This is a genomic window from Pelomicrobium sp. G1, assembly GCF_051905455.1.
Classification (GTDB): domain Bacteria; phylum Pseudomonadota; class Gammaproteobacteria; order Burkholderiales; family UBA6910; genus Pelomicrobium.
The window spans coordinates 84,093-106,536 of record NZ_JBQACR010000014.1; the positions used below are offsets into that span (position 1 = coordinate 84,093).

Below are 22,444 nucleotides of genomic sequence, written 5' to 3' on the forward strand. Positions count from 1 at the left end.
TCGTCCGCCGTGGATCAGCCAACCCACGAGTTGCTGGCACCGGAAGCGGCCCCCAAGGCTTTCGCCTGGGCCGACGATCCCCTCTGGTACAAGGACGCGATCATTTACGAGCTGCACGTGAAGGCCTTTTTCGATTCCAACAACGACGGCATCGGGGACTTCAAGGGGCTCACCGCCAAGCTCGACTACGTACAGGAGCTGGGGGTCAACACGATCTGGATCCTGCCCTTCTACCCCTCACCCCTCAAGGACGACGGCTACGACATCTCCGACTACCACAACGTGCATCCCGACTACGGCACCCGCAACGACTTCCGGCTGTTCATGCGGGAAGCCCACCGGCGGGGCCTGAAGGTCATCACCGAGCTGGTGATCAACCACACCTCGGACCAGCATCCGTGGTTCCAGGCGGCCCGGCGGGCCCCGCCCGGCTCGTCCAAGCGCAACTTCTACGTGTGGAGCGAAACCGCCAAGAAATACGCCGGCACGCGCATCATCTTCACCGACACGGAGGTGTCCAACTGGGCCTGGGACGACGTGGCCAAGGCCTACTACTGGCATCGCTTCTTCAGCCACCAGCCGGACTTGAATTTCGACAACCCGCGGGTGCTGAAGGCGGTCATCCGCGTGATGCGCTTCTGGATGGACATGGGGGTGGACGGCATGCGGCTGGACGCCATCCCCTACCTGGTAGAGCGGGAGGGCACCAACAACGAGAACCTCCCGGAAACCCACGCCGTCATCAAGCAGATCCGGGCCGAGATCGACGCCCATTACAAGAACAAGATGCTACTGGCCGAGGCCAACCAGTGGCCGGAGGACGTGCGGGAGTACTTCGGCGACGGCGACGAGTGCCACATGGCCTATCACTTCCCCCTGATGCCGCGCCTGTTCATGGCCATCGCCCAGGAGGACCGGCACCCGGTGATCGAGATCATGCGCCAGACGCCGGACATCCCCGAGAACTGCCAGTGGGCCATCTTTCTGCGTAACCACGACGAGCTCACCCTGGAGATGGTGACCGACCGGGAGCGGGACTACCTGTACCGGATGTACGCCGCCGACCCGCGCATGCGCCTCAATGTGGGCATCCGCCGGCGCCTGGCGCCGCTCATGGACAACGACCGGCGCAAGATCGAGCTCATGACCTGGCTCCTCATGACTCTGCGCGGCTCGCCCATCCTGTACTATGGCGACGAGATCGGCATGGGCGACAACATCTACCTGGGGGACCGCAACGGGGTGCGCACCCCCATGCAGTGGAGCATCGACCGCAACGGGGGCTTTTCCCGCTGCGACCCCCAGCGCCTGTACCTGCCCCCCATCATGGACCCGGTGTACGGCTACCAGGCGGTCAACGTGGAGGCCCAGGCGCGCAACCCCAGCTCCCTCCTCAACTGGACCCGGCGGCTGATCCAGGTGCGCAAAGGCCACCGCTCCTTCGGGCGCGGCACCCTCACCTTCCTCGAGCCCGGCAACCGCAAAATCCTGGCCTACCTGAGGGAATACGACAACGAGGTCATCCTCTGCGTCGCCAATCTCTCCCACACTCCCCAGGCGGTAGAGCTGGATCTCGCCCGCTTTGTCGGCCGCGTCCCCGTGGAGTTATCGAGCAATATTTCCTTTCCCCCGATTGGCCACCTCCCCTACCTGCTCACCCTGCCCGCCTACGGCTACTACGGCTTCGCCCTATCCCTTGAGGCCCCGGTGCCCGAGTGGCATGAGGAGAAGCTGCCCCACCGGGAGCTTCCAGTGCTGGTGCTGTTGGAAGGGTTGCGCACCTTCTTCCAGGCAAAAGGCGGGGCGAAGGATATCAAGCGTCTCATCGCCTCCCGCACCCGGGAGCAGCTCCAGCGGGAGGTGCTGCTCCCTTACATGTCCACCAAGCGCTGGTTCGCCGCCAAAGGGCATCCGGTCAAGCGTATCGAGCTGGTGGACGAAGGCGAGTGGACCACCGCCGAGGGAAGCTGGCTGCTGGCGTTCCTGGAGGTGGAGTGCGAAGACATCCCGATCCAGACCTACTTCCTGCCCCTGGCCATTGCCTGGGAGGAAAAGGGCGAGGATCCCCTACACCGTTTCGGCGCCTGGACCCTGGCCCGGGTGCGCCAGAAGGAGAAAATGGGGATCCTCTACGGCGCTTTCGGCGATCCCCGGTTCTGCCGGGCCCTGGCCCGGGCCATGGGCACCAACGCCGAGGTGCCCTTCGCCCACGGCCGGCTCAAGTTCACCTGTACCTCCGCCTATTCCCTCCACGCGGCGGCCATCGACGAGCCGGTGCACCACCCGGCCCTGGACCAGAGCAATACGGGCGTATTCTTCGGCAACAAGCTCTACCTCAAGGGCTACCGGCGCCTGTCGGAGGGGGTGAGCCCCGAGCTGGAAATCGGGCGCTTCCTCACCGACGTCTCCCCCTTCCCCCACATCGTCCCGGTCCTCGGCGCGGTGGAGTACCTGCGCGACGATGGCACCATTATCACCCTGGCCCTGCTGCAGCAGTACGTGGAGAACCAAGGCAGCGCCTGGACCTTCACCGTGGACTACCTGGAACGGCTGACCCAGACCCTGTCTGCCGGCACCGAGCTGCCCGAGCCCGAGCGCCGGGTCGAGAATCCCCACGGAATGTACCTGGCGCTGGCGGAAACCCTCGGCCGGCGGGTGGGCGAGCTGCACCAGGCCTTCGCCCGCACGACCGGCGATCCGGCCTTCGATCCCGAGCCCGCCACCCCCGAGGACTACCGGCGCTGGGTGCAGCGGGTGCGCGAGGACGCGGTGCGCACCCTGGACGCCTTGGAAGAACGGCGCTCGCAGCTTCCCGAGGCGGTGCGCCCGCCGGTAGAGGCGCTGCTGGGACGGCGGCTCTCCATGCTCGACTGGCTGGACGAGCTCTCGCTGGAGGGACCCGCCCTGGCGAAGACCCGCTACCACGGGGACCTGCACCTGGGGCAGGTGCTGCTCAGTCAGCACGACTTCATCTTCATCGACTTCGAGGGCGAGCCGGCCCGGCCCCTGGCCGAGCGGCGGGCCAAGCACTCGCCCCTACGGGACGTGGCGGGAATGGTGCGCTCGTTCAACTACGCCGCGGCCGCCGCCGTCGGCCACCAGGCGGAGCAGCCGGAGGAGAAACGCCAGGCCCTGGAGTCCGCCATCGGCGAATGGGAAAGTCAGGCGGTGGAGGCCTTCTTCGCCGGCTACCGGGGCGCCACCCGCGACTGCCCTTCGGTGCCCGCGGACGCCGGCCACTGGCAGCGATTGCTGGAACTGTTCATTCTGGAGAAGGCGCTCTACGAGCTGCGCTACGAGATGGATAACCGGCCCGACTGGGTCGCCATTCCGGTGCGGGGGCTCCTGGCGCTTTCTCTCTCACGAGGAGGGTGAATCCCGTGGCAGGGCCCAAAATCCTGGCGATGGTGCTGGCGGGGGGCGAGGGAACGCGCCTCTTTCCCCTGACGGCGGAGCGGTCCAAGCCAGCCGTGCCCTTCGGCGGCCGCTACCGCATCGTCGACTTCGTGCTTTCCAACCTGATCAACTCCGAGATCCATTCCATCTACGTGCTGGTGCAGTACAAGTCCCAGTCCCTGATCGAGCACATCCACCGGGCCTGGGTGCTTTCGCCCATCATCCCGGGGCAGTTCGTTTCCATCGTGCCGCCCCAGATGCGGGAGGGCCCGGAGTGGTTCCAGGGCACGGCGGACGCGGTGTATCAAAACCTAAACCTGCTCGACCCCCACGCCCCCGACCTGGTGGCGGTGTTCGGCGCCGATCACGTCTATCGGATGGACATCCGGCAGATGGTGCGCTTCCACCTGGAGCGGGAGGCCGAGGTGACGGTGGCAGCGCTTCCGGTGCCGATCCAGGAGGCTTCCGCCTTCGGCATCGTAGAGGCCAACCGCAGCGGGCGCATCACCGGCTTCGTCGAGAAGCCGGTCTCTCCGCCTCCCATGCCCTCGGATCCTGAGCGGGCCTTCGCCTCCATGGGCAACTACCTGTTCAACACCCAGGTGCTGATCGAGGCCCTGCACGAAGCCCGGCGCCTGGGGGAGAAGGACTTCGGCCGGGACGTGATCCCGCGGTTGATCGCCAGTCACCGGGTGTTCGCCTACGATTTTTCCAAGAACAAGGTGCCTGGCGTGCGCTCTTACGAGGAACCCGCCTATTGGCGCGACGTGGGCACCATCGACGCCTTTTACGCCGCCCATCGCGATACCCTCGGGACGGAGCCCCGCTTCAACCTGTTCAATCCCCGCTGGCCGATTCTCTCCAGCGGCTATCAAGGACCGGTGGCGGCTATCGTCCGCGGCACCCTGGAGAATTGCGACGTGGGCGCCGGAAGCCTCATCAAAGACGCCACGGTACGCAACTCCGTGCTGCGCCGGGAAGTCCTGCTGGAAGAAGACGTGGTGGTCGAAGACTCCATCGTGATGGACTACACTATCGTGCGCGCCGGCGCTCGGCTTAAACGGGTGATCGTGGACCGCTACAATGTCCTCGGACCGGGCGAGCGCATCGGCTACAATCTGGACGAGGACAAGAAGCGCTTTCACGTGACCGGATCGGGCATCGTCGTGATCCCCAAGGGCGCCCACCGCGCCGATACCCGGCGCTATTACTGATCGGTCTCTCGCCGGCCCGGAGGGGTCACAAGCGCCCGGTGGCCGGATGACGGAGATACCTTCGCAAAATCCTCCGGGCTGGAGTCCGCCTGCCGCGCCGTCTCCGCTGCACGCGGCCCGGAGACGGCGCGCGCAGCGGAGCCGAAGATTCCTCAGAAGAACAGGACGCAAGAGCAAATTCCATGGCAAAACCGATCACAGCGGTCTGGCCCGGCCGCCCGTACCCTCGCGGGGCCACGTGGGACGGGGAGGGCGTCAATTTCGCCCTTTTCTCCGAGAACGCCGAGAAGGTTGAGCTTTGCATCTTCGACGACAAGGGCCGGCGGGAGCTCCAGCGCATCGAGTTCAAGGAGCACACCGACCAGGTGTGGCACTGCTATCTCCCGGAGGCGCGACCCGGCATGCTCTACGGCTACCGGGTCCACGGCCCTTACAAGCCCGAGGCGGGCCACCGTTTCAATCCCCACAAGCTGCTGCTGGACCCTTACGCCAAGGCGATCGTGGGCGGCATCAACTGGAGCGACGCCCACTTCGGCTACCGCATCGGCCACGAACGGGAGGACCTGTCTTTCGACCGGCGCGATAGCGCGCCCGGCATGCCCAAGTGCCAGGTGGTGGATACCGCCTTTACCTGGGGTGACGACCGCCGGCCCGACATTCCCTGGCACGAGACCATCATCTACGAGCTGCACGTGAAGGGCTTCACCATGCTGCACCCGGAGGTGCCCCCCGCTCTGCGGGGCACCTACGCGGGGCTTGCCACGACCCCCGTCATCGAATACTTGAAACGTCTCGGCGTCACCACGGTGGAGCTCATGCCGGTGCACACCTTCGTGGACGATCGCCACCTGGTGCAGAAGGGCTTGCGCAACTACTGGGGCTACAATTCCATCGGCTATTTCGCTCCCGACAACCGCTATTCCGCCAGCGGTCAGGTGGCCGAGTTCAAGACCATGGTGAAGGCCCTGCACTCGGCCGGGATCGAGGTGATCCTGGACGTGGTGTACAACCACACCGCTGAAGGCAACCACTTGGGGCCCACGCTTGCCTTCCGCGGCATCGACAACGCCTCCTACTACCGGCTGGTGGCCGACAATCCCCGCTACTACATGGACTACACCGGCTGCGGCAACACGCTGAACATGCAGCATCCGCGGGTGCTCCAGCTCATCATGGACTCCCTGCGCTACTGGGTGAACGAGATGCACGTGGACGGCTTCCGCTTCGATCTCGCCTCGGCCCTCGCCCGGGAGCTGCACGAAGTAGACCGCTTGGGGGCGTTTTTCGACATCATCCGCCAGGACCCGGTGCTGTCCCAGGTCAAGCTTATCGCCGAGCCCTGGGATTTGGGCGAGGGCGGCTACCAGGTGGGCAACTTCCCGGTCGGCTGGACCGAATGGAACGACAAGTACCGGGACACCATGCGCGCCTACTGGAAGGGAGACGGGGGCCTGATCGGGGAGTTCGCCCGGCGGCTCACCGGCTCCAGCGACCTCTACGGCAAGAGTGGACGCAGCCCCCACGCCAGCATCAACTTCGTGACCGCGCACGATGGCTTCACCCTGCACGACCTCGTCACTTACAACGAGAAGCACAACGAGGCCAACCTGGAGGAGAACCGGGACGGCCACAACCACAACCTGTCGTGGAACTGCGGCGTGGAGGGCGAGACCGATGATCCCCAGGTGAACGCCCTGCGGGCGCGCCAGAAGCGCAATCTGCTCGCCACCCTGCTCCTGTCCCAGGGGGTGCCCATGCTGCTCGCCGGGGACGAGATCTGCCGCACCCAGCGGGGGAACAACAACGCCTATTGCCAGGACAACGAAATCTCCTGGGTGGACTGGAACCTGACCCAGCCGAAACGCCAACTCCTTGCCTTCGTCCAGCGGATGGTGGCCCTGCGGCGCGATCATCCGGTGTTCCGCCGACGCCACTTCTTCCAGGGACGACCCATCCATGGCACCGGGGTCAAGGACATCGTCTGGCTCAACCCCGATAGCCGAGAGATGACCGACGAGGAATGGAACCAGCACCACGCCCGTTGCTTGGGCGTCTATCTCGCGGGAGAGGGACTCACCGAGACCGACGAGCGGGGCCGCCCCATTACCGACAGCAATTTCCTCGTACTATTCAATGCCCACCACGAGGAGATCCCTTTTAGCCTGCCCCAGCTCGCCGGCGGGCCCCGCTGGCTGGTGGTGCTGGACACGGCCTACGAGGAGGGCCTCGCCTGGGATGGGGTGTACATGGCGGGCGCTTCCTATCCTCTACAGGGCCGGTCCCTTGCCCTTCTGCAACAACAGAAGGTTTCCCCATGAGACGTGCCCACTCGATGCCCTTCGGCGCCGAGGTGCAGGGGGACGGCCGCACCCGCTTCCGCCTCTGGGCGCCTTCCGCCCGGGAGGTGGATCTGGAGCTGGAAGGCGCTGGCGGACGCCTGGCCATGGCGCCCGTGGGGGAGGGATGGTTCGAACGCACTGTCCCTGCGCCCCCCGGTACCCGCTACTGGCTGCGCATCGACGGGGGCCTGGCCGTGCCCGATCCTGCGTCCCGGTTCAACCCCGACGACGTGCACGGGGCGAGCGAAGTGGTGGACCCGGGCGCCTTCGACTGGCCGGACTCGGCCTGGCGCGGGCGGCCGTGGGAAGAGGCGGTGATCTACGAGCTGCACGTGGGCACCTTCTCCCCGGAGGGGACTTTCGCGGGCGTGGAGGCACGGCTCGACCATCTCGCTGGGCTGGGGGTAACCGCCCTGGAGCTCATGCCGGTGGCGGACTTCCCGGGACGGAGAAACTGGGGCTATGACGCTGTCCTTCCCTTCGCCCCCGACGCGGCCTACGGGCGGCCGGAGGAGCTGAAGCGCCTGGTGGCGGCGGCCCACGCCCGGGGCCTCATGGTGCTGCTGGACGTGGTGTACAACCATTTCGGTCCCGAGGGCAACTACCTACACCTGTACGCGAAGCCGTTCTTCACCGAGCGCCATCAGACCCCTTGGGGCGCCGCCATCAACTTCGACGGTCCCGGCAGCCGGGTGGTGCGCGACTTCTTCATCCACAACGCCCTCTACTGGATCGAGGAATTCCACCTGGACGGGCTGCGCCTCGACGCGGTGCACGCCATCGCCGACGATTCGCGCCCCGACATCCTGGAGGAGCTGGCGGAAGCGGTGCGCCGCGGCCCGGGAAGGGAGCGCCCCGTGCACCTCATCCTGGAGAACGACAAGAACCAGGCCCGCTACCTGGTGCGCGAGCCTTCCGGCCGCCCCCGCTGGTACGACGCCCAGTGGAACGACGACGTCCACCACGCCTTCCACGTGCTGCTGACCGGGGAAAAGGACGGCTACTACGCCGACTACGGGGATAAGCCGACCTGGTACCTGGGTCGCTCCCTCGCCGAGGGTTTCGCCTACCAGGGCGAGCCTTCGCCCTACCGGCACCACAAGCCCCGAGGCGAGCCCAGCGCCGAGCTGCCGCCGGGCGCCTTCGTCACCTTCCTCCAGACCCACGACCAGGTGGGCAACCGAGCCTTCGGCGAGCGGCTGGCGGCGCTCGCGCTGGAAGCGGGCCTGCGCGCCGCAACCGCCGCCTGGCTACTCGCCCCCTCCCCGCCGATGCTTTTCATGGGGGAAGAGTTCGGTGCTGCGACGCCTTTCCTTTTCTTCTGCGATTTTGGGCCGGAGCTGGCCGAGGCGGTCACCCAGGGGCGGCGACGGGAGTTCGCCCGCTTCGTCCGCTTCGCCGACCCGGAAGCCCGGAAAAAAATCCCAGATCCCAACGCCGAGGAAACTTTCGCCCGCAGCAAGCTCGACTGGAACTGCCTGCGGCGGGCGCCCCATGATCGCTGGCTTGCCCTGTACCGGCGCCTGCTCGAGCTGCGCCGCGACTACGTCGTGCCGCGGCTTCCCGGCATGGCCGGGCGCGCGGGAAGCTTCCAGGTGCTGGCCGAGGGGGCGCTCACTGTCCGCTGGCAGCTGGGGGACGGAAGCCGTCTCGTCCTATGGCTCAATCTTGGGCCCCAGTCGGTGGCGATCGACACGCCGCCTGAGGATCGGCCCTTCTTCGCCGAGCCCCAGAGTGCCTGCACTGCGCTCTCCGCGGGTCGCCTGCCTCCCGCCAGCGCCGTCTGGTTCCTGGACGAAGGAAGGAGCCCGGCATGACCGAGCCCCACGCCCTCGAGCGCCTGTGCCAGCTCGTCGGCATCGCCGCCGAGTACACCGACATCTGGGGCAAGGTCCACCGCGTACCCGACGCGACGCGTCTCGGCCTGCTCCACGCCATGGGCGTAATCCGGGACGCAGCCGACGTGCCCGCGGCGCTCAAGGAGCGGGAGGAGCGGCCCTGGCGCAGGGGGCTCGCCCCGGCGACCGTGGTGCGGCAAGCGACACCGCCGTACGTCATCGTCTATCGCTGCGCCGAAAGCCTCGCCGCCCGCAGCCACCGCTGGACCCTCACGCTGGAAAACGGCGAGACGAAAACCGGCGAGTTTCAGCCCGGGCAGCTCGAGCAGCGCGGCCGCCGGGACGTGGACGGGATTCCTTTCGTGGAGGTCGCGTTCCAGTGGCGCGACCGGCTGCCCCTCGGCTATCACCGCTTCGCCGTTCATCCGCCAGGCACCCAGACCGCAGCGACAACGAGTCTCATCGTCGCGCCCGACCGGTGCTACTTGCCCCCCGCCCTGGAGGGAGAGGGCCGGGTGTGGGGTCCGGCGCTGCAGCTCTACGCCTTGCGCAGCGCCCGCAACTGGGGCATGGGCGACTTCACCGACCTGCGCAGCGTGGTGGAGATCGCCGGCCGCGCGGGCGCCGGCATCGTGGGCGTGAATCCCTTGCACGCCCTGTTTCCCCACAATCCCCAGCACAAGAGCCCCTACAGCCCGTCCAGCCGGCAATTCCTGAACGTGTTCTACCTGGACGTGGAGGCGGTGCCGGAGTTCGCCGAGTGCGTGAAGGCCCGGGAGCGGGTGGCCGATCCCCAGTTCCAGGCCCGGCTGCGGGCACTGCGGGCGGCGGAGCTGGTGGACTACGCCGGGGTCGCCGAGGTGAAGCTCCCGGTGCTAGAGCTTCTGTTCGCCCACTTCCAGGAGCGGCATCTGGCTACCGGCACGGCGCGAGCCAAAGCGTTCCAGCAATATCGTCAGGCCCAGGGAGAAGCCCTAGAGCGCTTCGCCGTCTATCACGCGCTCCAGGAGCACCTCCACGCTCAGGACCCGGGCATATGGGGCTGGCCGGTGTGGCCAGAGGACTACCGCGATCCTCTGGCTCCGGCGGTGCAGCGCTTCGCTCAAACCCATCGCGACCGCATCGACTATCACGCCTGGCTGCAGTGGCTGTGCGAGGAGCAGCTCGCCGCGTGTGGGAAGCGCTCCTGGGAAATGGGACTGGGCGTCGGCCTCTACCAAGATCTGGCGGTGTCCATCGATCGGGCCGGCGCCGAGGCGTGGGCGTGGCAGAGGTTGTACGCACTCGAGGTCAGCATCGGCGCGCCGCCGGATGACTTCAACCTCCACGGCCAGGACTGGGGGCTGCCGCCCCTCATCCCGGAGCGGCTGGAAGAAGCCGCCTACGCGCCCTTCATCGCCATGCTGCGTGCCAACATGCGCCACGCGGGGGCCCTGCGCATCGACCACGTGATGGGTCTCTTGCGCCTGTTCTGGGTGCCAGCGGGGAGAAAGCCCTCTGAAGGGTGCTATGTCTACTACCCGTTCCAGGAACTGCTGGGAATCCTAGCGCTGGAGAGCCAACGCAACCGTTGCCTGGTGGTGGGGGAGGATCTGGGCACGGTGCCCGACGAAGTGCACGCAGGCCTCGAGCCCCTGGGAGTGCTTTCTTACCGGCTACTCCTGTTCGAAAAGGAGAGCGACGGCGCCTTCAAGCCACCCCAGGCGTACCCGGCCCAGGCGCTGGTGGCCGTGAGCACCCATGATCTGCCGACGTTGAAGAGCCTCTGGCTCGGCCACGACCTGGATCTGCGGGCGAACTTGCACCTCTATCCCAACGAGGAGATGCGGGCCCGGCAGCTCGTGGAGCGCTCCCAGGACCGGGCGCGGCTCTTGTGGGCACTGGAGCAAGAGGGGCTGCTGCCCGCCGGGGTGAGCCACCATCCCATCTCGGCGCCCGAGATGACCCCCGAGCTCATGCTCGCCATCCACGCCTACCTAGCGCGCAGCCCGGCCAAGATCATGATGATCCAGATGGAGGACGTGCTGGGCCAGCTCGAGCAGGTGAACCTTCCGGGAACCACCGACCAGCATCCCAACTGGCAGCGCAAGCTTCCCTTAAACCTGGAGGAGTGGGGCACCGACCCACGTTTCACCGCTCTAGCGGAGACCCTCAAGCGCAGCCGCGGAGCGGGCGTTCACCCCAAAGAGGAAGCGGCCGCCCCGGGGCGTCCCGAGGCCACCCCCATCATTCCCCGGGCAACTTACCGCCTGCAATTAAATCGGGCCTTCACCTTCACCCGCGCCGCCGAGCTGGTGCCCTACCTCGCCCAGCTTGGCATCTCCCACGTCTACTGCTCCCCCTATCTCAAGGCCCGCCCCGGAAGTCTCCACGGCTACGACATCATCGACCACACAGCCCTCAACCCCGAGATCGGCTCCGAGGCAGACTTCGAGCACTTCGTCGCTATCTTGAAGGCTCACGGCATGGGCCAGATCCTGGACCTGGTTCCCAACCACATGGGGGTGCTGGGGGCGGACAACGCCTACTGGCTCGACGTGCTGGAGAACGGCCCGGCCTCGGTCCACGCCGGCGTATTCGACATCGACTGGGAGCCGGTCAAGGACGAGATCCAGGGCAAGGTGCTGGTGCCGGTGCTGGGGGATCAATACGGGATCATCCTGGAGCGGGGCGAGCTGAAGCTCGCCTTCGACGCCCAGCGGGGAGAATTCAGCGTCTGGTACTACGAGCACCGCTTCCCCATAGACCCCCGGGAGTATCCCCGCATCTTGCTCGCCGCCATCGAGCGGCTGGACGCCCGCCTGGGTCCGGACGATCCCAACGCCTTGGAGTTTAAAAGCCTCGCCACCGCTTTTCAGAATCTTCCAGGGCGCGGCGAGACCGACCCCGTCAGGCTCGCGGAGCGCCACCGGGACAAGGAGATCCACAAGCGCCACTTGGGGGAGCTCGTGCGCCGCTCGCCCGACATTGCCTGGTACCTCGACGAGGTGGTGAGGGAGCTGAACGGCACGCCGGGGGATCCCTTGTCCTTCGACGCCTTGCATCTCCTGCTGGAGGCCCAGGCCTACCGGCTCGCCTACTGGCGGGTCGCCTCCGACGAGATCAACTACCGGCGCTTCTTCGATATCAACGATCTGGCCGCGTTGCGCATGGAAAACCCGGAGGTGTTCGAGTTCACCCACCGCCGGGTGCTGGAGTTCCTCAACGCCGGCAAGGTGGATGCTCTGCGCATCGACCATCCCGACGGCCTCTTCGACCCGGCGGAATACTTCCGGCGACTGCAGTACCGCCGTGCCCAAGTGCCGCCGCCGTCGGCGGAGCCGGAAGGCCAGCCACCCTTCCGCTCCACCTACGTGGTGGTGGAAAAGATCCTGGAGGGCGACGAGCGCCTGCCGGAAGACTGGCCCGTGCACGGTACCACGGGATACGACTTCATGAACCTGGTGGGGGGCCTCCTCCTCGATCCCGCTGCCGGGCCGCGGCTGGAGCGTTTCTACCGCGCCTTTACCCGGGAGGCGGATTCCTTCGACGAAATCCTCTACCAGGCGAAGCGCCTCATCATGCGCACCTCCCTAGCGGGCGAGCTTAACGTGCTGGCCACCCAATTGAACCGCATTTCCGAGGGAGACCGCCACACCTGCGACTTCACGCTGAACAATCTGCGCTACGCGCTGCGGGAGATCGTGGCCTGCTTCCCCGTGTACCGGACGTACATCGCCCACGGGGCCGCCCGCGAGGACGACCGGCGCACCATCCACCAGGCGGTAGAAGCCGCCAAGCGCCGCTCGCGCGCCGGCGACGTGAGCGTGTTCGACTTCGTGCGCGATGTCATGCTCACCGCCGTCGCCGAGGGCAAGGGCGACGCCTACCGCCGGCAGGTGATGACCTTCGCCATGAAGCTGCAGCAGTACACCGCGCCCGTGACCGCCAAGGGCATGGAGGACACGAGCTTCTATCTCTACAACCGGCTCATCTCCCTGAACGAGGTAGGCGGCGATCCGCGCCGTTTCGGGGTGACGCCCCTCGCCTTCCACCGGGCCAACCGGGAGCGGCAGAAGAGCTGGCCCCATACCCTGCTCGCCACCTCCACCCACGACAACAAGCGCTCGGAAGACGTGCGGGCGCGGCTCCACGTCCTGTCGGAGATTCCCGACGAGTGGCGCGCCAAGGTCCTGCGCTGGCACCGGATCAACCGCCCCCACAAGCGCAAGCTGGAAACGTTACGGGCGCCAAGCCTGAACGACGAGTACTTCTTCTACCAGACTCTGCTGGGGGCCTGGCCCCTGGAGCCGCTGGACCAGGCGGGCCTCGCCGCTTTCCGGGAGCGCATCGCAAGCGCCATGCTCAAGGCCATCCGGGAGGCCAAGGCCTACACCTCCTGGATCAACCCGGACCCGGTGTACGAAGAGGCCATGCTCGGCTTCATTGACGCCTTGCTGGCGCCGGACGCCGATAACCCTTTCCTCGCCGAATTCCTTCCTTTCCAGCGCAAGGTGGCGCGGCTGGGGCTGCTGAACAGCCTCACCCAGGTGCTGCTCAAGCTCACCGTGCCCGGCGTTCCCGACCTCTACCAGGGCAACGAGCTGTGGGACTTCAGCCTGGTGGACCCGGACAACCGCCGGCCGGTGGATTACGAGCATCGCGCCCGGTTGTTGGCCCAGCTTCGTCAGGCCGCCTCGGGCGACCCTTCTGCCCTCGCCGACTACGTAGCCGAGCTCTACGAAGGCATCGAGGACGGCCGGCTCAAACTCTATTTCACTTGGAAGCTCCTCACCTTGCGCGCTGAGCGAGACGAGCTTTTTCGCTGCGGCGAATACCTGCCCCTGCGGATCATGGGTCCCCGCGCCGACCATGTGATCGCCTACGCGCGCAGTCATGGCAACGCCTCCGTGGCCGTGGCGGTTACCCGTTGGTTCGCCAAGCTGAACGCGGTGACGGTGAAGCCTGTGGGGGACCTCTGGACCGGCACGGCGGTGGAAACGCCGGCGCCGGGGGAATGGTTCAACGTGCTCACCGGGGAGCGCATCACCGCCACCGACGGATCGGGGACGGCGTCCGTGCCGGCCGCCGAGCTCTTCAGGACGATCCCCTGGGCGGTGCTGGTTCCCGGGTAGCCTTCGCGGGGACCGTCAAAGCCGAAGAAGCCGGCCTCTCCATGAGCGAATATGTACGCCGGGCAGCCGGCTCGTTCCGCCCGTCCGGCGACGGGCACTAGAGGGCATGATCGGGGCAAATGATCCAGACCACCAGGCGAAAGAACCGCGCCGTTGACGAGGCCTGGTCTTCGTCGAAGCGTCCACCCGGCGCATCGCCTCTCTGGAAGAGCAACGGCGTCTGACCTCTCCCGACGAGCAGGGCGCGCTTCAGCGCACCACAGCGAGGGAACTCCGACAAATCGGTGCGCTTCGCCTGCCTGCCGCAACCTGTGCGGCGCCCTCTAGACACCCTACACCCTCCCCTTCCACGGCGCCAGCACCCGCTCAAGGTAGCGCATCAACAGGTCGAAGGCGATGGCGAAGAACCCGATCACGATGATACCCATGATGACCACGTCGCTCGCCAGGAACTCGGCGGCGTTGAGCACCATGAATCCCAGGCCGCGGGTCGAGGCCACCATTTCGGCCGCCACCAGGGTGGTCCAGCCCACGCCGATGCCGATGCGCATACCGGTGAAGATCTCCGGCAAAGCAGCCTTGAGGATCACGAAGCGGATGACCTGGAGCCGGGTCGCCCCCATCGAATAGGCGGCGTGGATCTGCTCGATGGACACCGAGCGCACCCCGGCCCGGGCGGCGATGGCCATGGGGGCGAAGATCGCCAGGTAGATGAGGAACACCTTGGAGAATTCGCCGATACCGAACCAGATCACCACCAGCGGTAGATACGCTAGGGGCGGCAGGGGCCGGTAGAACTCGATGGGCGGGTCGAAGATCCCCCGCACCACCCGGTTCACCCCCATGAGCACGCCGATGGGGATGGCGGTCACGCAGGCGAGCAGGAACGCGCCGAACACACGGGACAGGCTGGTGATCGTGTGCTCCAGTAGGGTCGAGTTGGCGAAGCCTTCCGTCGCCACCACGATGAACTTCTGGAACACAGCCTGGGGTGAAGGTAGGAACAGGGGCTTGACCCATCCCAGGTTGGTGACCACGACCCACAACGTTACCAGAGTCACAACAGTGGCGACGTTGATCGCCGTGCTGCTGCCCTGGCCGGGCGCCCCGTAGGCGTCGCCCGGCTTCACCGCGCCGGCGCCGAACCAGCGGGTCAGCAACGCGTGCAGTCTCGTCTCCTCGGTCTTCATCGGCCTCGGGATGCTAACGGCGCCCTGCTGCTTGGACGCCGTCCTCCGCGTCGAGAATAAAAAAACGCTCCTAGGCATGGACCACCTCCCGAGCGCTCTCTCCCGCCCTTTCGTCGCCGTAGATGATGGAAAGCACTTCCTCGCGCACCTGGATGAAGTCGGGGCTCGACTTGATGGCCCGGGCGTTGCGGCACTCCAGGAACCTCCGGTTGAAGTCCAGCTCGTAGGTGTGGGTGATGCGGCCCGGCCGCGGCGACATCACGACCAGGCGACTGCCGAGGAACAGGGCCTCCTCCACGCTATGGGTGATGAAGAACACCATCTTCTTCGTTCTTTGCCACACGTCGAGGAGCAGCTCCTGGATGGTCTCCCGCGTGAGGGCGTCCAACGCCGCCATCGGCTCGTCCATGAGCAGCATGGAGGGATTGCAGGTGAGAGCTCGGGCGATGCCTACCCGCTGCTGCATGCCGCCCGAGAGCTGGTAGATCATATGGCGGTGAAAGTCCTGCAGCCCCACCAGGGCCAGGTTCTTCGCCGCGACTTCCCGCCGCTCCCGCTTGGGCACACCCTGGAGCTTGAGGCCGAACTCCGTGTTCTCGATGACGTTGAGCCAGGGCAGGAGGGCGTGCTTCTGGAACACGACGCCGCGGTCGGACCCGGGTCCCGTGATGCGGCGTCCGCCCAAAAGCAACTCGCCGCTCGAGGGCGAGATGAATCCCGCCATCAGGTTGAGCAGCGTCGTCTTGCCGCACCCTGACGCGCCTAGCGCCACGACGAAGTCGCCGCTCTCGATGGAGAGGTTGATGTTGTCCAGGGCATGCACCTCCTCTCCGCGGCGCCGCCCGGGATAGACGACGCTCACGCCCTTGATATGTAGGCTTTCCATCTCGATTTCCTCCTCCATGTTGCCCGCCTTGGCGGGATCCTTTTCTCTGCGGCGCCGCCGGGCCGAGCCAACCCGGCGACCCCAGGAGAGCGGACGGTTACGGCCTCATGGCCGCCTCGGCGTACTTCGAGGTGACGAATCTGCCATAATCCTGCGCCAGGCTGTCGATGCTCTTCTGCGCCTTCAGGAACTCGGCGGTGGCCTTGAGGGCCCGCACGGCCCCGCCATTCTGGCCGCCCCCCAGCCAGGCGGCCGACGCCTGCTCCTCCACGGTCGGGAAACGGTAGAGTTTGACGGCCTCCGCCACGTCCTTGGACTCGCCGCCCACGAGCTTCACCATGGCCTTCACCTCCGGCGAATCCGCCGTCCAGCGCTTGCCCTCCCCGGCATAAGCGGCGTAGAGGTCGGCCAGCGTCTGGGTGAACTTAACCATGAAGTCCTGGTTCGCCTCCGCCCACTTGCGGTTGGCAGCGATGCCGTCAAAGGTCGCCTTGCCCTTCTTGGAAAGCTCACCCGAAGTGATCAACACCTTACCGCTCTGCTTGATGCGGGAGAGCGCCGGGTCCCACACGTAGGCCGCGTCGATGTCGCCCCGCTCCCAGGCGGCGGCGATCTGGTTGGGCTGCATGTTGAGCAGCCGCACTTCGGTGGGCTTGATGCCCCAGACCTCGAGGGCGAACATGGTATGGAAATGGGCGGTGGAAACGAACGGCACGGCGATCTTCTTGCTTTTAAGATCCTGCGGACCGTTGATGCCGGAGCCGTTGCGCACCACCAGGGCTTCCGCCTCGTTGATGTCATCCAGGATCCAGAAGAGCTGCAGGTCCACGCCTCGGCTCACCGCTGCTGCCAGAGGGCTCGAGCCGATCACGCCCACCTGCACGTCGCCTGAGGCCATGGCGGTCGCCACCTTGGCCCCCGAATCGAACTGCCGCCAGCGGATCTTGTAGCCGGTCGCCTTCTCGAAGCGGCCGTCGGCGATCCCCACCAACAGCGGACCGACGATCAACTGGTAGGCGACGGTGACTTCGCTCTGCTGGGCCCATGAGCCGCCGGAACCGGCCATCAGCCCAACCGCCAGCCCCACCCCTAAAGCGTTGCATACCCAGGTCTTGATGCGTTTCATCCCACGTCCTCCTCGCAAGAAAAGTCGTTTTGGCTAACGTACTGCTGCAAAAACCGCGGGCCGATCGCCTCTACCCGCAGGCGGAGAGCACGCTCCGCAGAATCTGGCACATCTCCTCGATATGGTGCCGCTGCGCGACGAGCGCCGGCGCCAGGATCGCGGCATCGCCGGTCGTCTTGATGTGCAGCCCGGCGTCGAACAACCGCTTCTGGATCTCGTAGCCGCGCCGCCCTGGAACCGCGTCCTTCGCGAACTCGATGCCGGCGATCATCCCGTAGCCCCGGATGTCGGTGATTACCGGCAGATCCCCCAGGGCGAACACCGCTTCGAGGAAGCAGGACGACAGGGCAGCGCCGCGTTCGAACAGCGCTTCCTTCTCGTAGACATCCAGCGCGGCCAGGGCGGCGGCGCAGGCCGCCGGATGGGCGGAAGTGGTATACCCGTGGGCGAGCTCGATCGCCTCTGGCGCTGCCGCGCTCAAGATGGTCTCGTAGATGTCCCTTCTCACCGCCACTGCCCCCATGGGCTGGGCGCCGTTGGTGATCCCCTTGGCCATGGTAATTAAGTCCGGGGTGACCCCGAAGCTCTGGGCGGCAAAAGCGGGGCCGGTGCGACCGAAACCGCAGATCACTTCGTCGAACACCAGCAGAATCCCGCTTTCATCGCAGATCTGGCGCAGGCGCTCCAAGTAGCCCTTGGGGGGGACCAGCACGCCCGTGGAGCCGGCGATGGGCTCGACGAAGCAGGCGGCAATGTTCTCGGCACCGTACAGGTCCACGAAGCGCTGCAGGTCTTCCGCCAGCTCGGCACCGGAACCGGGCTGTCCCTGAGTGAACCGGTTCTCCGGCAGCCAGGTGTGGCGCATGTGGGCGACGCCGACGGCGGGGCCGCCGAAGCCGCGGCGGTTCTGCACCATGCCCGACAGGGCCAGGCCGCCGAGATTGACCCCGTGGTACGCCCGCTCCCGGGACACGAACAAGGTCCGGCTTGCCTCGCGGCGCGCGCGGTGGTAGGCAAGGCAGATCTTCATGGCGGTATCCACCGCCTCCGAGCCGGAATTGACAAAGAAGATCCGGTCGAGCCCGGACGGGGTGAGGGCCGCCAGGCGCTCGGCCAGCTCGAAGGCGCCGGGGTGCCCCCGCAGGAAGCTCGGGACATAGTCGAGTTCCAGCAATTGGCGCTTGACCGCCTCGGCGATCTCCGGCCGGCCGTGGCCCGCTGGAGAGGTGAAGAGGCCCGAAGACCCGTCCAGGATGCGCCGCCCGCGATCGTCCCAGTAGTACATGCCCTCGGCGCGGGCGATAATTCGCGGCTCGGCCCGGAAGTCCCGGTTCGGCGTGAAGGGCAGCCAATGGTGCTCTAGTCGGAGTGGCCGCTCGTTCCCGGATTTCTTGTCTGATCGGACTATCCTGGCACTTGACCGCATGGATGCAGCGCTACCCTGGCATGGGGCCCCAGCCTGGAACCGGCTGGAGCGTGACGCCATATTGCATGCCCGTGGGAAGGCTGGTTAGAACCAGTTGGCGGGAATCAATGGGGCCAAGGGGATGCCCGTGCCGGAGGCTAGCGCACGTTTTCATTCCCCTGGTTTCGCCGTACATTAAGGTATTAGGTGATAAGGCGTATCGGCCGGAGGCGCTGAAATGGCGGGCAGGCTCAGGACGCTGATGTGGGACCGGCTGTTCCAGCGCTCCGCCCAGGGCGGCATGAGCCTGCAGGGGCAGATCCGGCAAATGCTGGTCTCCGCCATTCTCGACGGCCAGATCCCGGTGGGGGTACCCCTGCCCTCCAGCCGCGAGCTGGCTGAGCAGCTCGGCGTTGCGCGCAACACCGTGGTGCTCGCCTACCAGCAGCTCATCGACGAGGGTTACCTCATCTCCCGGGAGCGCAGCGGCCACTTCGTCAATCCCGACATCCTGGGGCGCAAAGCGTCCCCCCGCGGCAGCGCGACAGGGAGCGGGCCGGCTCCCCAGTGGACGGAGCGATTCCGCTTCCAGCCCTCCCGGCAGCGCAACATCGTGAAACCGGCGGACTGGCAGAAGTTTCCCTATCCGTTCATCTATGGCCAGTTCGATCCGTCGCTCTTTCCCACCGCCGAGTGGCGGGAGTGTTGCATGAAGGAGCTGTCGGTCATGGAGATCCGCGATTGGGCCCCGGACCTCATCGCCCGGGACGATCCTTCCCTCATCCAGCAGATCCGCACCCGGGTGCTGCCCCGGCGCGGGGTGTGGGCGTCGGAGGAAGAGATCGTGGTCACCGTGGGCGCCCAGCAGGCGCTTTATCTCCTGGCCGACCTGCTGGTCACCGACCGGACGGTGGTCGGCATGGAGGATCCGGGCTATCCCGACGCGCGCAACATCTTCGCGAGCCGCACGTTCCAGGTGATCGGCTTGCCGGTGGACGAGCAGGGGCTCCCCATGAGCGAGGCTCTCGACCGGTGCGACTACGTGTACGTGACGCCCAGCCACCAATGCCCCACCACGGTCACCCTACCCCTCGAGCGGCGGGAAGCTCTCCTCAAACGGGCGGAAGAAGCCGATTTCGTCCTGATCGAGGACGACTACGAGTGCGAGTACGGCTTTTCCAAGGAGCCGACCCCGGCGCTCAAAAGCCTCGACCGCAGCGACCGGGTGATCTACATCGGCAGCCTCTCGAAGACCTTCGCGCCGGGCTTGCGTCTGGGGTACATCGTTGGGCCCGAGGCCTTGATCCGGGAAGTGCGGGCCCTGCGCCGGCTCATGCTGCGCCACCCTTCCGCGTTCATCCAGCGCTCCTTCGCGCTGTTTCTCGCCCTCGGCCACCACGACGCCCTGCTGCGGCGCCTGTCCTACGCCTATCGGGAGCGGGCCCAAGTGCTGGCCGAGGCCATCGACCGCTATTTGCCCCAAGTGGCCCATGTCCCCGTCACCGGCGGCGCTTCCTGCTGGGTCAGGGGACCGGACTGGCTGGACGCCCGCGAGCTGGCAAGAGCGGCGGCCGCCCGGGGCGTGCTGATCGAGCCGGGGGACATATTTTTCATGGCGGAGGATCCGCCTCGTCATCATTTCCGCCTCGGCTTCTCTTCCATCCCCGTGGACAAAATCGAGCCCGGCATCCGGCGCCTCGTCGAGGCGCTGGACGAACAGGCCAGCTCCCGCAGTATCCGGATAAGCAAGGCGCCTTAGCCCGGGCGTTCTCCGCCCGCTTGAAGATCCCTTTTCGGCGCCTCGCCACCGCGCCGCCCGCTGGCCCAAGCGAATTCCGCCAACTGGCGCTACCGTCTGACCGCTCACTCTCCTAAGGTGATCGCCGTGCCGAGGGGTTTCCAAATCCCGCGGGTGGAAGCACCTGCCGGAACGACAGGACAACTGCCGAAGGAGAAAGAAAGCATGAGCAAGCAAACACACAGCGTGACGACCGAAACCCTGCAAGCCTTCGCCGAGGCTTGGAACCGCCACGACATCGACGCCCTCATGACCTTCATGACCGACGACTGTGTGTTCGAGACCGCGGCCGGACCGGATGCCTGGGGCACCCGGTACGAAGGCCGCGAAGCGGTGCGCGCTGCCTTCGCCCAGGTGTGGGCCCTCTTTCCCGACGCCCGCTGGAGGAATGGACGCCATTTTGTCTGCGGCGATCGAGGCGTGTCCGAATGGACGTTCACCGGCACTCGGGCCGACGGTATCCGCATCGAGGCGAACGGCGTGGACCTCTTCACCTTCCGGGGCGGGAAGATCGCCGTCAAGAACGCCTTCCGCAAGGATCGTCCGCCGGTCAAGGGGCCTTCCCGCTGACCGCGTCACGAAGCTACCCAAGGACCCACGAGAATGAGAGGTGTTGCCATGGATCAGAGCGACTTCCCACGGGCGCCGGCGACGTACGATCCGACCTTCGATCCGCTGGCCGCGGACACTCCGGCGTGCGGCCAGGCGTACCCGCCCACCTACTGGGCCGCCACCGCCGGCACGCCTCCGCCCGACGACGGACCCATCACCCAAGACGTGGACGTGGACGTGGCCGTCATCGGGGCCGGCTTCACGGGGCTCGCCACCGCCATCTTCCTTGCCCGGGAGCATGGCATCAAGTCCACCGTCCTGGAAGCCAACCGAGCCGCCTGGGGCTGCAGCGGCCGCAACGGCGGCCAGGCCCAGAACGCCAGCGGACGCCTGTACCGTTCCCAGTGGCTCCAGCGCTGGGGCAAGGACACGGCCCTGCGCCTGCACGCCGAGATCCGAGACGGCTTCGAAACGTTTAAGTCTCTCATCCAGGACATCGACTGTGATCCTCAGCCGGGCGGCCATTTATGGATCGCCCACCGCCCCCACGTCATGAAGAAGCTCGAGGCGGAGGCGCGGGTGATGAAAGACGTGTTCGCCTACGAGGCCGAGATCCTGGACGCGGCGACCCTGCGCCGCCGCTACGTGAACGACGCCGAAGCCGCGGGTGCGATGCACGAGCCCGACGGCATCGGGGTGCACCCGATGAAGCTGGCATTCGGCTATCTCAGACTCGCGCGCCAGCTCGGCGCCACCGTGCATCCCGTCAGTCCCGTCGTCGAATGGGAGACGAAAAACGGCGTCCATCACCTCAAGACGCCGGGGGGCACCGTCCGGGCGCGCGCGGTGGGCGTCGCCACGGGCGGCTACACCATGCAGACGCTGCACCCGCTGCTCAAGAATCGCGTCTTCCCGGTGCTCTCGAATTCCATGGTGACCCGCCCGCTCACGCCCCAGGAAATCGATGCGTGCAACTGGCGCACCACCGAGGTGCTCACCGATACGCGCACGCTCCGCTTCTACTACCGCCGGCTGCCGGACAACCGCGTGCAGATCGGCAGCCGCAGCGCTATCACGGGGCGGGACGCCCCTCACCCGAAGCACTTTCAGCTCCTGGTGGATGGCTTGCACCGCAAGTTTCCTGCGCTGAAGGGCATCGAGGTCGAGTATTCGTGGTGGGGCTGGGTGGACATCAGCCACGACATGATGCCGCGCATCGTCCAGCCGGATCCGAGGCAGACGATCTATTACGCGCTCGGCTACGGCGGGAACGGCGTCTCCTTCTCCGCCCAGGCCGGTCGGCGGATGGCCCAATGGATCGCGGGCAAGGGGCGCGGGCTCGACCTGCCCATCTACAACTCCCCCTTGCCGGGCCACGCGTTCGCGCCGTTTCGCCGGCTTGGCCAGTGGCTGCTGTATCGGTGGTATTTCCTGCGCGACGAATATCTTCTGTGATCCGTACCGGTCAACCCAACTGAAGGAAGAACGATGGCAACCAATCCCAAGCTAATGGAAGAGCCCCGGGGCAGCGCGCTGGTGGGCGTGGGTCCGGTGCGGATGACTCCGAGCGAAGCGTTCGTGGAGAC

The 22,444-nt window shown here is 66.5% G+C and carries 12 protein-coding genes; 8 read left to right on the forward strand and 4 right to left on the reverse strand.

The features are described from left to right. The first annotated feature begins 9 nt into the window (after window positions 1–9). The 5 genes from treS to ACTFO6_RS13760 all read left to right on the forward strand — a co-directional run bounded on the left by treS (window position 10) and on the right by ACTFO6_RS13760 (window position 13,901). Window positions 10–3,375 (forward strand): maltose alpha-D-glucosyltransferase, encoded by a 3,366-nt coding sequence (gene treS, locus ACTFO6_RS13740; RefSeq protein WP_439935009.1) that lies wholly within the window; start codon window positions 10–12, stop codon window positions 3,373–3,375. A gap of 5 nt (window positions 3,376–3,380) precedes the next feature. Then, the gene (locus ACTFO6_RS13745) at window positions 3,381–4,610 is read left to right on the forward strand and encodes a glucose-1-phosphate adenylyltransferase (RefSeq protein WP_439935010.1); all 1,230 of its coding nucleotides are present in this window, start codon (window positions 3,381–3,383) and stop codon (window positions 4,608–4,610) included. A gap of 182 nt (window positions 4,611–4,792) precedes the next feature. Continuing rightward, a complete protein-coding gene (gene glgX, locus ACTFO6_RS13750; RefSeq protein ID WP_439935011.1) occupies window positions 4,793–6,928 on the forward strand; it encodes a glycogen debranching protein GlgX in 2,136 nt (711 codons plus the stop codon). Beyond that, complete coding sequence (treZ, locus tag ACTFO6_RS13755; protein ID WP_439935012.1) at window positions 6,925–8,766, forward strand: malto-oligosyltrehalose trehalohydrolase; 1,842 nt, start codon at window positions 6,925–6,927, stop codon at window positions 8,764–8,766. The genes glgX and treZ overlap by 4 nt, the downstream gene beginning before the upstream one ends. After that, entirely contained in the window at window positions 8,763–13,901 is a 5,139-nt protein-coding gene (locus ACTFO6_RS13760; RefSeq protein ID WP_439935013.1) for a malto-oligosyltrehalose synthase, read from the forward strand. The genes treZ and ACTFO6_RS13760 overlap by 4 nt, the downstream gene beginning before the upstream one ends. A gap of 332 nt (window positions 13,902–14,233) precedes the next feature. Here ACTFO6_RS13760 and ACTFO6_RS13765 read toward each other — a convergent pair whose 3' ends face one another. The 4 genes from ACTFO6_RS13765 to ACTFO6_RS13780 all read right to left on the reverse strand — a co-directional run bounded on the left by ACTFO6_RS13765 (window position 14,234) and on the right by ACTFO6_RS13780 (window position 18,529). Next, a complete protein-coding gene (locus ACTFO6_RS13765; protein WP_439935014.1) occupies window positions 14,234–15,091 on the reverse strand; it encodes an ABC transporter permease subunit in 858 nt (285 codons plus the stop codon). A gap of 70 nt (window positions 15,092–15,161) precedes the next feature. Beyond that, window positions 15,162–15,977 (reverse strand): taurine ABC transporter ATP-binding protein, encoded by an 816-nt coding sequence (locus ACTFO6_RS13770; protein ID WP_439935022.1) that lies wholly within the window; start codon window positions 15,975–15,977, stop codon window positions 15,162–15,164. Between the two features lie 97 nt (window positions 15,978–16,074). Beyond that, window positions 16,075–17,103 (reverse strand): taurine ABC transporter substrate-binding protein, encoded by a 1,029-nt coding sequence (gene tauA, locus ACTFO6_RS13775; protein ID WP_439935015.1) that lies wholly within the window; start codon window positions 17,101–17,103, stop codon window positions 16,075–16,077. 70 nt (window positions 17,104–17,173) lie between these two features. Further along, window positions 17,174–18,529, reverse strand: a complete 1,356-nt coding sequence (locus tag ACTFO6_RS13780) for an aminotransferase class III-fold pyridoxal phosphate-dependent enzyme (protein ID WP_439935016.1) — start codon at window positions 18,527–18,529, stop codon at window positions 17,174–17,176. Window positions 18,530–18,746: 217 nt separating this feature from the next. On the opposite strand from ACTFO6_RS13780, the gene pdxR reads away from it, so the two are divergent. From pdxR to ACTFO6_RS13795, 3 genes are all read left to right on the forward strand, one after another. Beyond that, complete coding sequence (gene pdxR / locus ACTFO6_RS13785; protein ID WP_439935017.1) at window positions 18,747–20,267, forward strand: MocR-like pyridoxine biosynthesis transcription factor PdxR; 1,521 nt, start codon at window positions 18,747–18,749, stop codon at window positions 20,265–20,267. A 204-nt stretch (window positions 20,268–20,471) separates the two neighbouring features. Further along, window positions 20,472–20,876, forward strand: coding sequence for a nuclear transport factor 2 family protein (locus ACTFO6_RS13790; RefSeq protein WP_439935018.1), 405 nt, complete (start codon window positions 20,472–20,474; stop codon window positions 20,874–20,876). A gap of 48 nt (window positions 20,877–20,924) precedes the next feature. Beyond that, window positions 20,925–22,313, forward strand: coding sequence for an NAD(P)/FAD-dependent oxidoreductase (locus tag ACTFO6_RS13795; protein ID WP_439935019.1), 1,389 nt, complete (start codon window positions 20,925–20,927; stop codon window positions 22,311–22,313). Window positions 22,314–22,444: the final 131 nt, after the last annotated feature.

Coding starts and splice junctions, on each gene's coding strand:
- glgX (WP_439935011.1), top strand. CDS start 4,793: ATGGCAAAACCGATCACAGCGGTCTGGCCCGGCCGCCCGTACCCTCGC.
- treZ (WP_439935012.1), top strand. CDS start 6,925: ATGAGACGTGCCCACTCGATGCCCTTCGGCGCCGAGGTGCAGGGGGAC.
- ACTFO6_RS13760 (WP_439935013.1), top strand. CDS start 8,763: ATGACCGAGCCCCACGCCCTCGAGCGCCTGTGCCAGCTCGTCGGCATC.
- ACTFO6_RS13765 (WP_439935014.1), bottom strand. CDS start 15,091: ATGAAGACCGAGGAGACGAGACTGCACGCGTTGCTGACCCGCTGGTTC.
- ACTFO6_RS13770 (WP_439935022.1), bottom strand. CDS start 15,977: ATGGAAAGCCTACATATCAAGGGCGTGAGCGTCGTCTATCCCGGGCGG.
- tauA (WP_439935015.1), bottom strand. CDS start 17,103: ATGAAACGCATCAAGACCTGGGTATGCAACGCTTTAGGGGTGGGGCTG.
- ACTFO6_RS13780 (WP_439935016.1), bottom strand. CDS start 18,529: ATGCGGTCAAGTGCCAGGATAGTCCGATCAGACAAGAAATCCGGGAAC.
- pdxR (WP_439935017.1), top strand. CDS start 18,747: ATGGCGGGCAGGCTCAGGACGCTGATGTGGGACCGGCTGTTCCAGCGC.
- ACTFO6_RS13790 (WP_439935018.1), top strand. CDS start 20,472: ATGAGCAAGCAAACACACAGCGTGACGACCGAAACCCTGCAAGCCTTC.
- ACTFO6_RS13795 (WP_439935019.1), top strand. CDS start 20,925: ATGGATCAGAGCGACTTCCCACGGGCGCCGGCGACGTACGATCCGACC.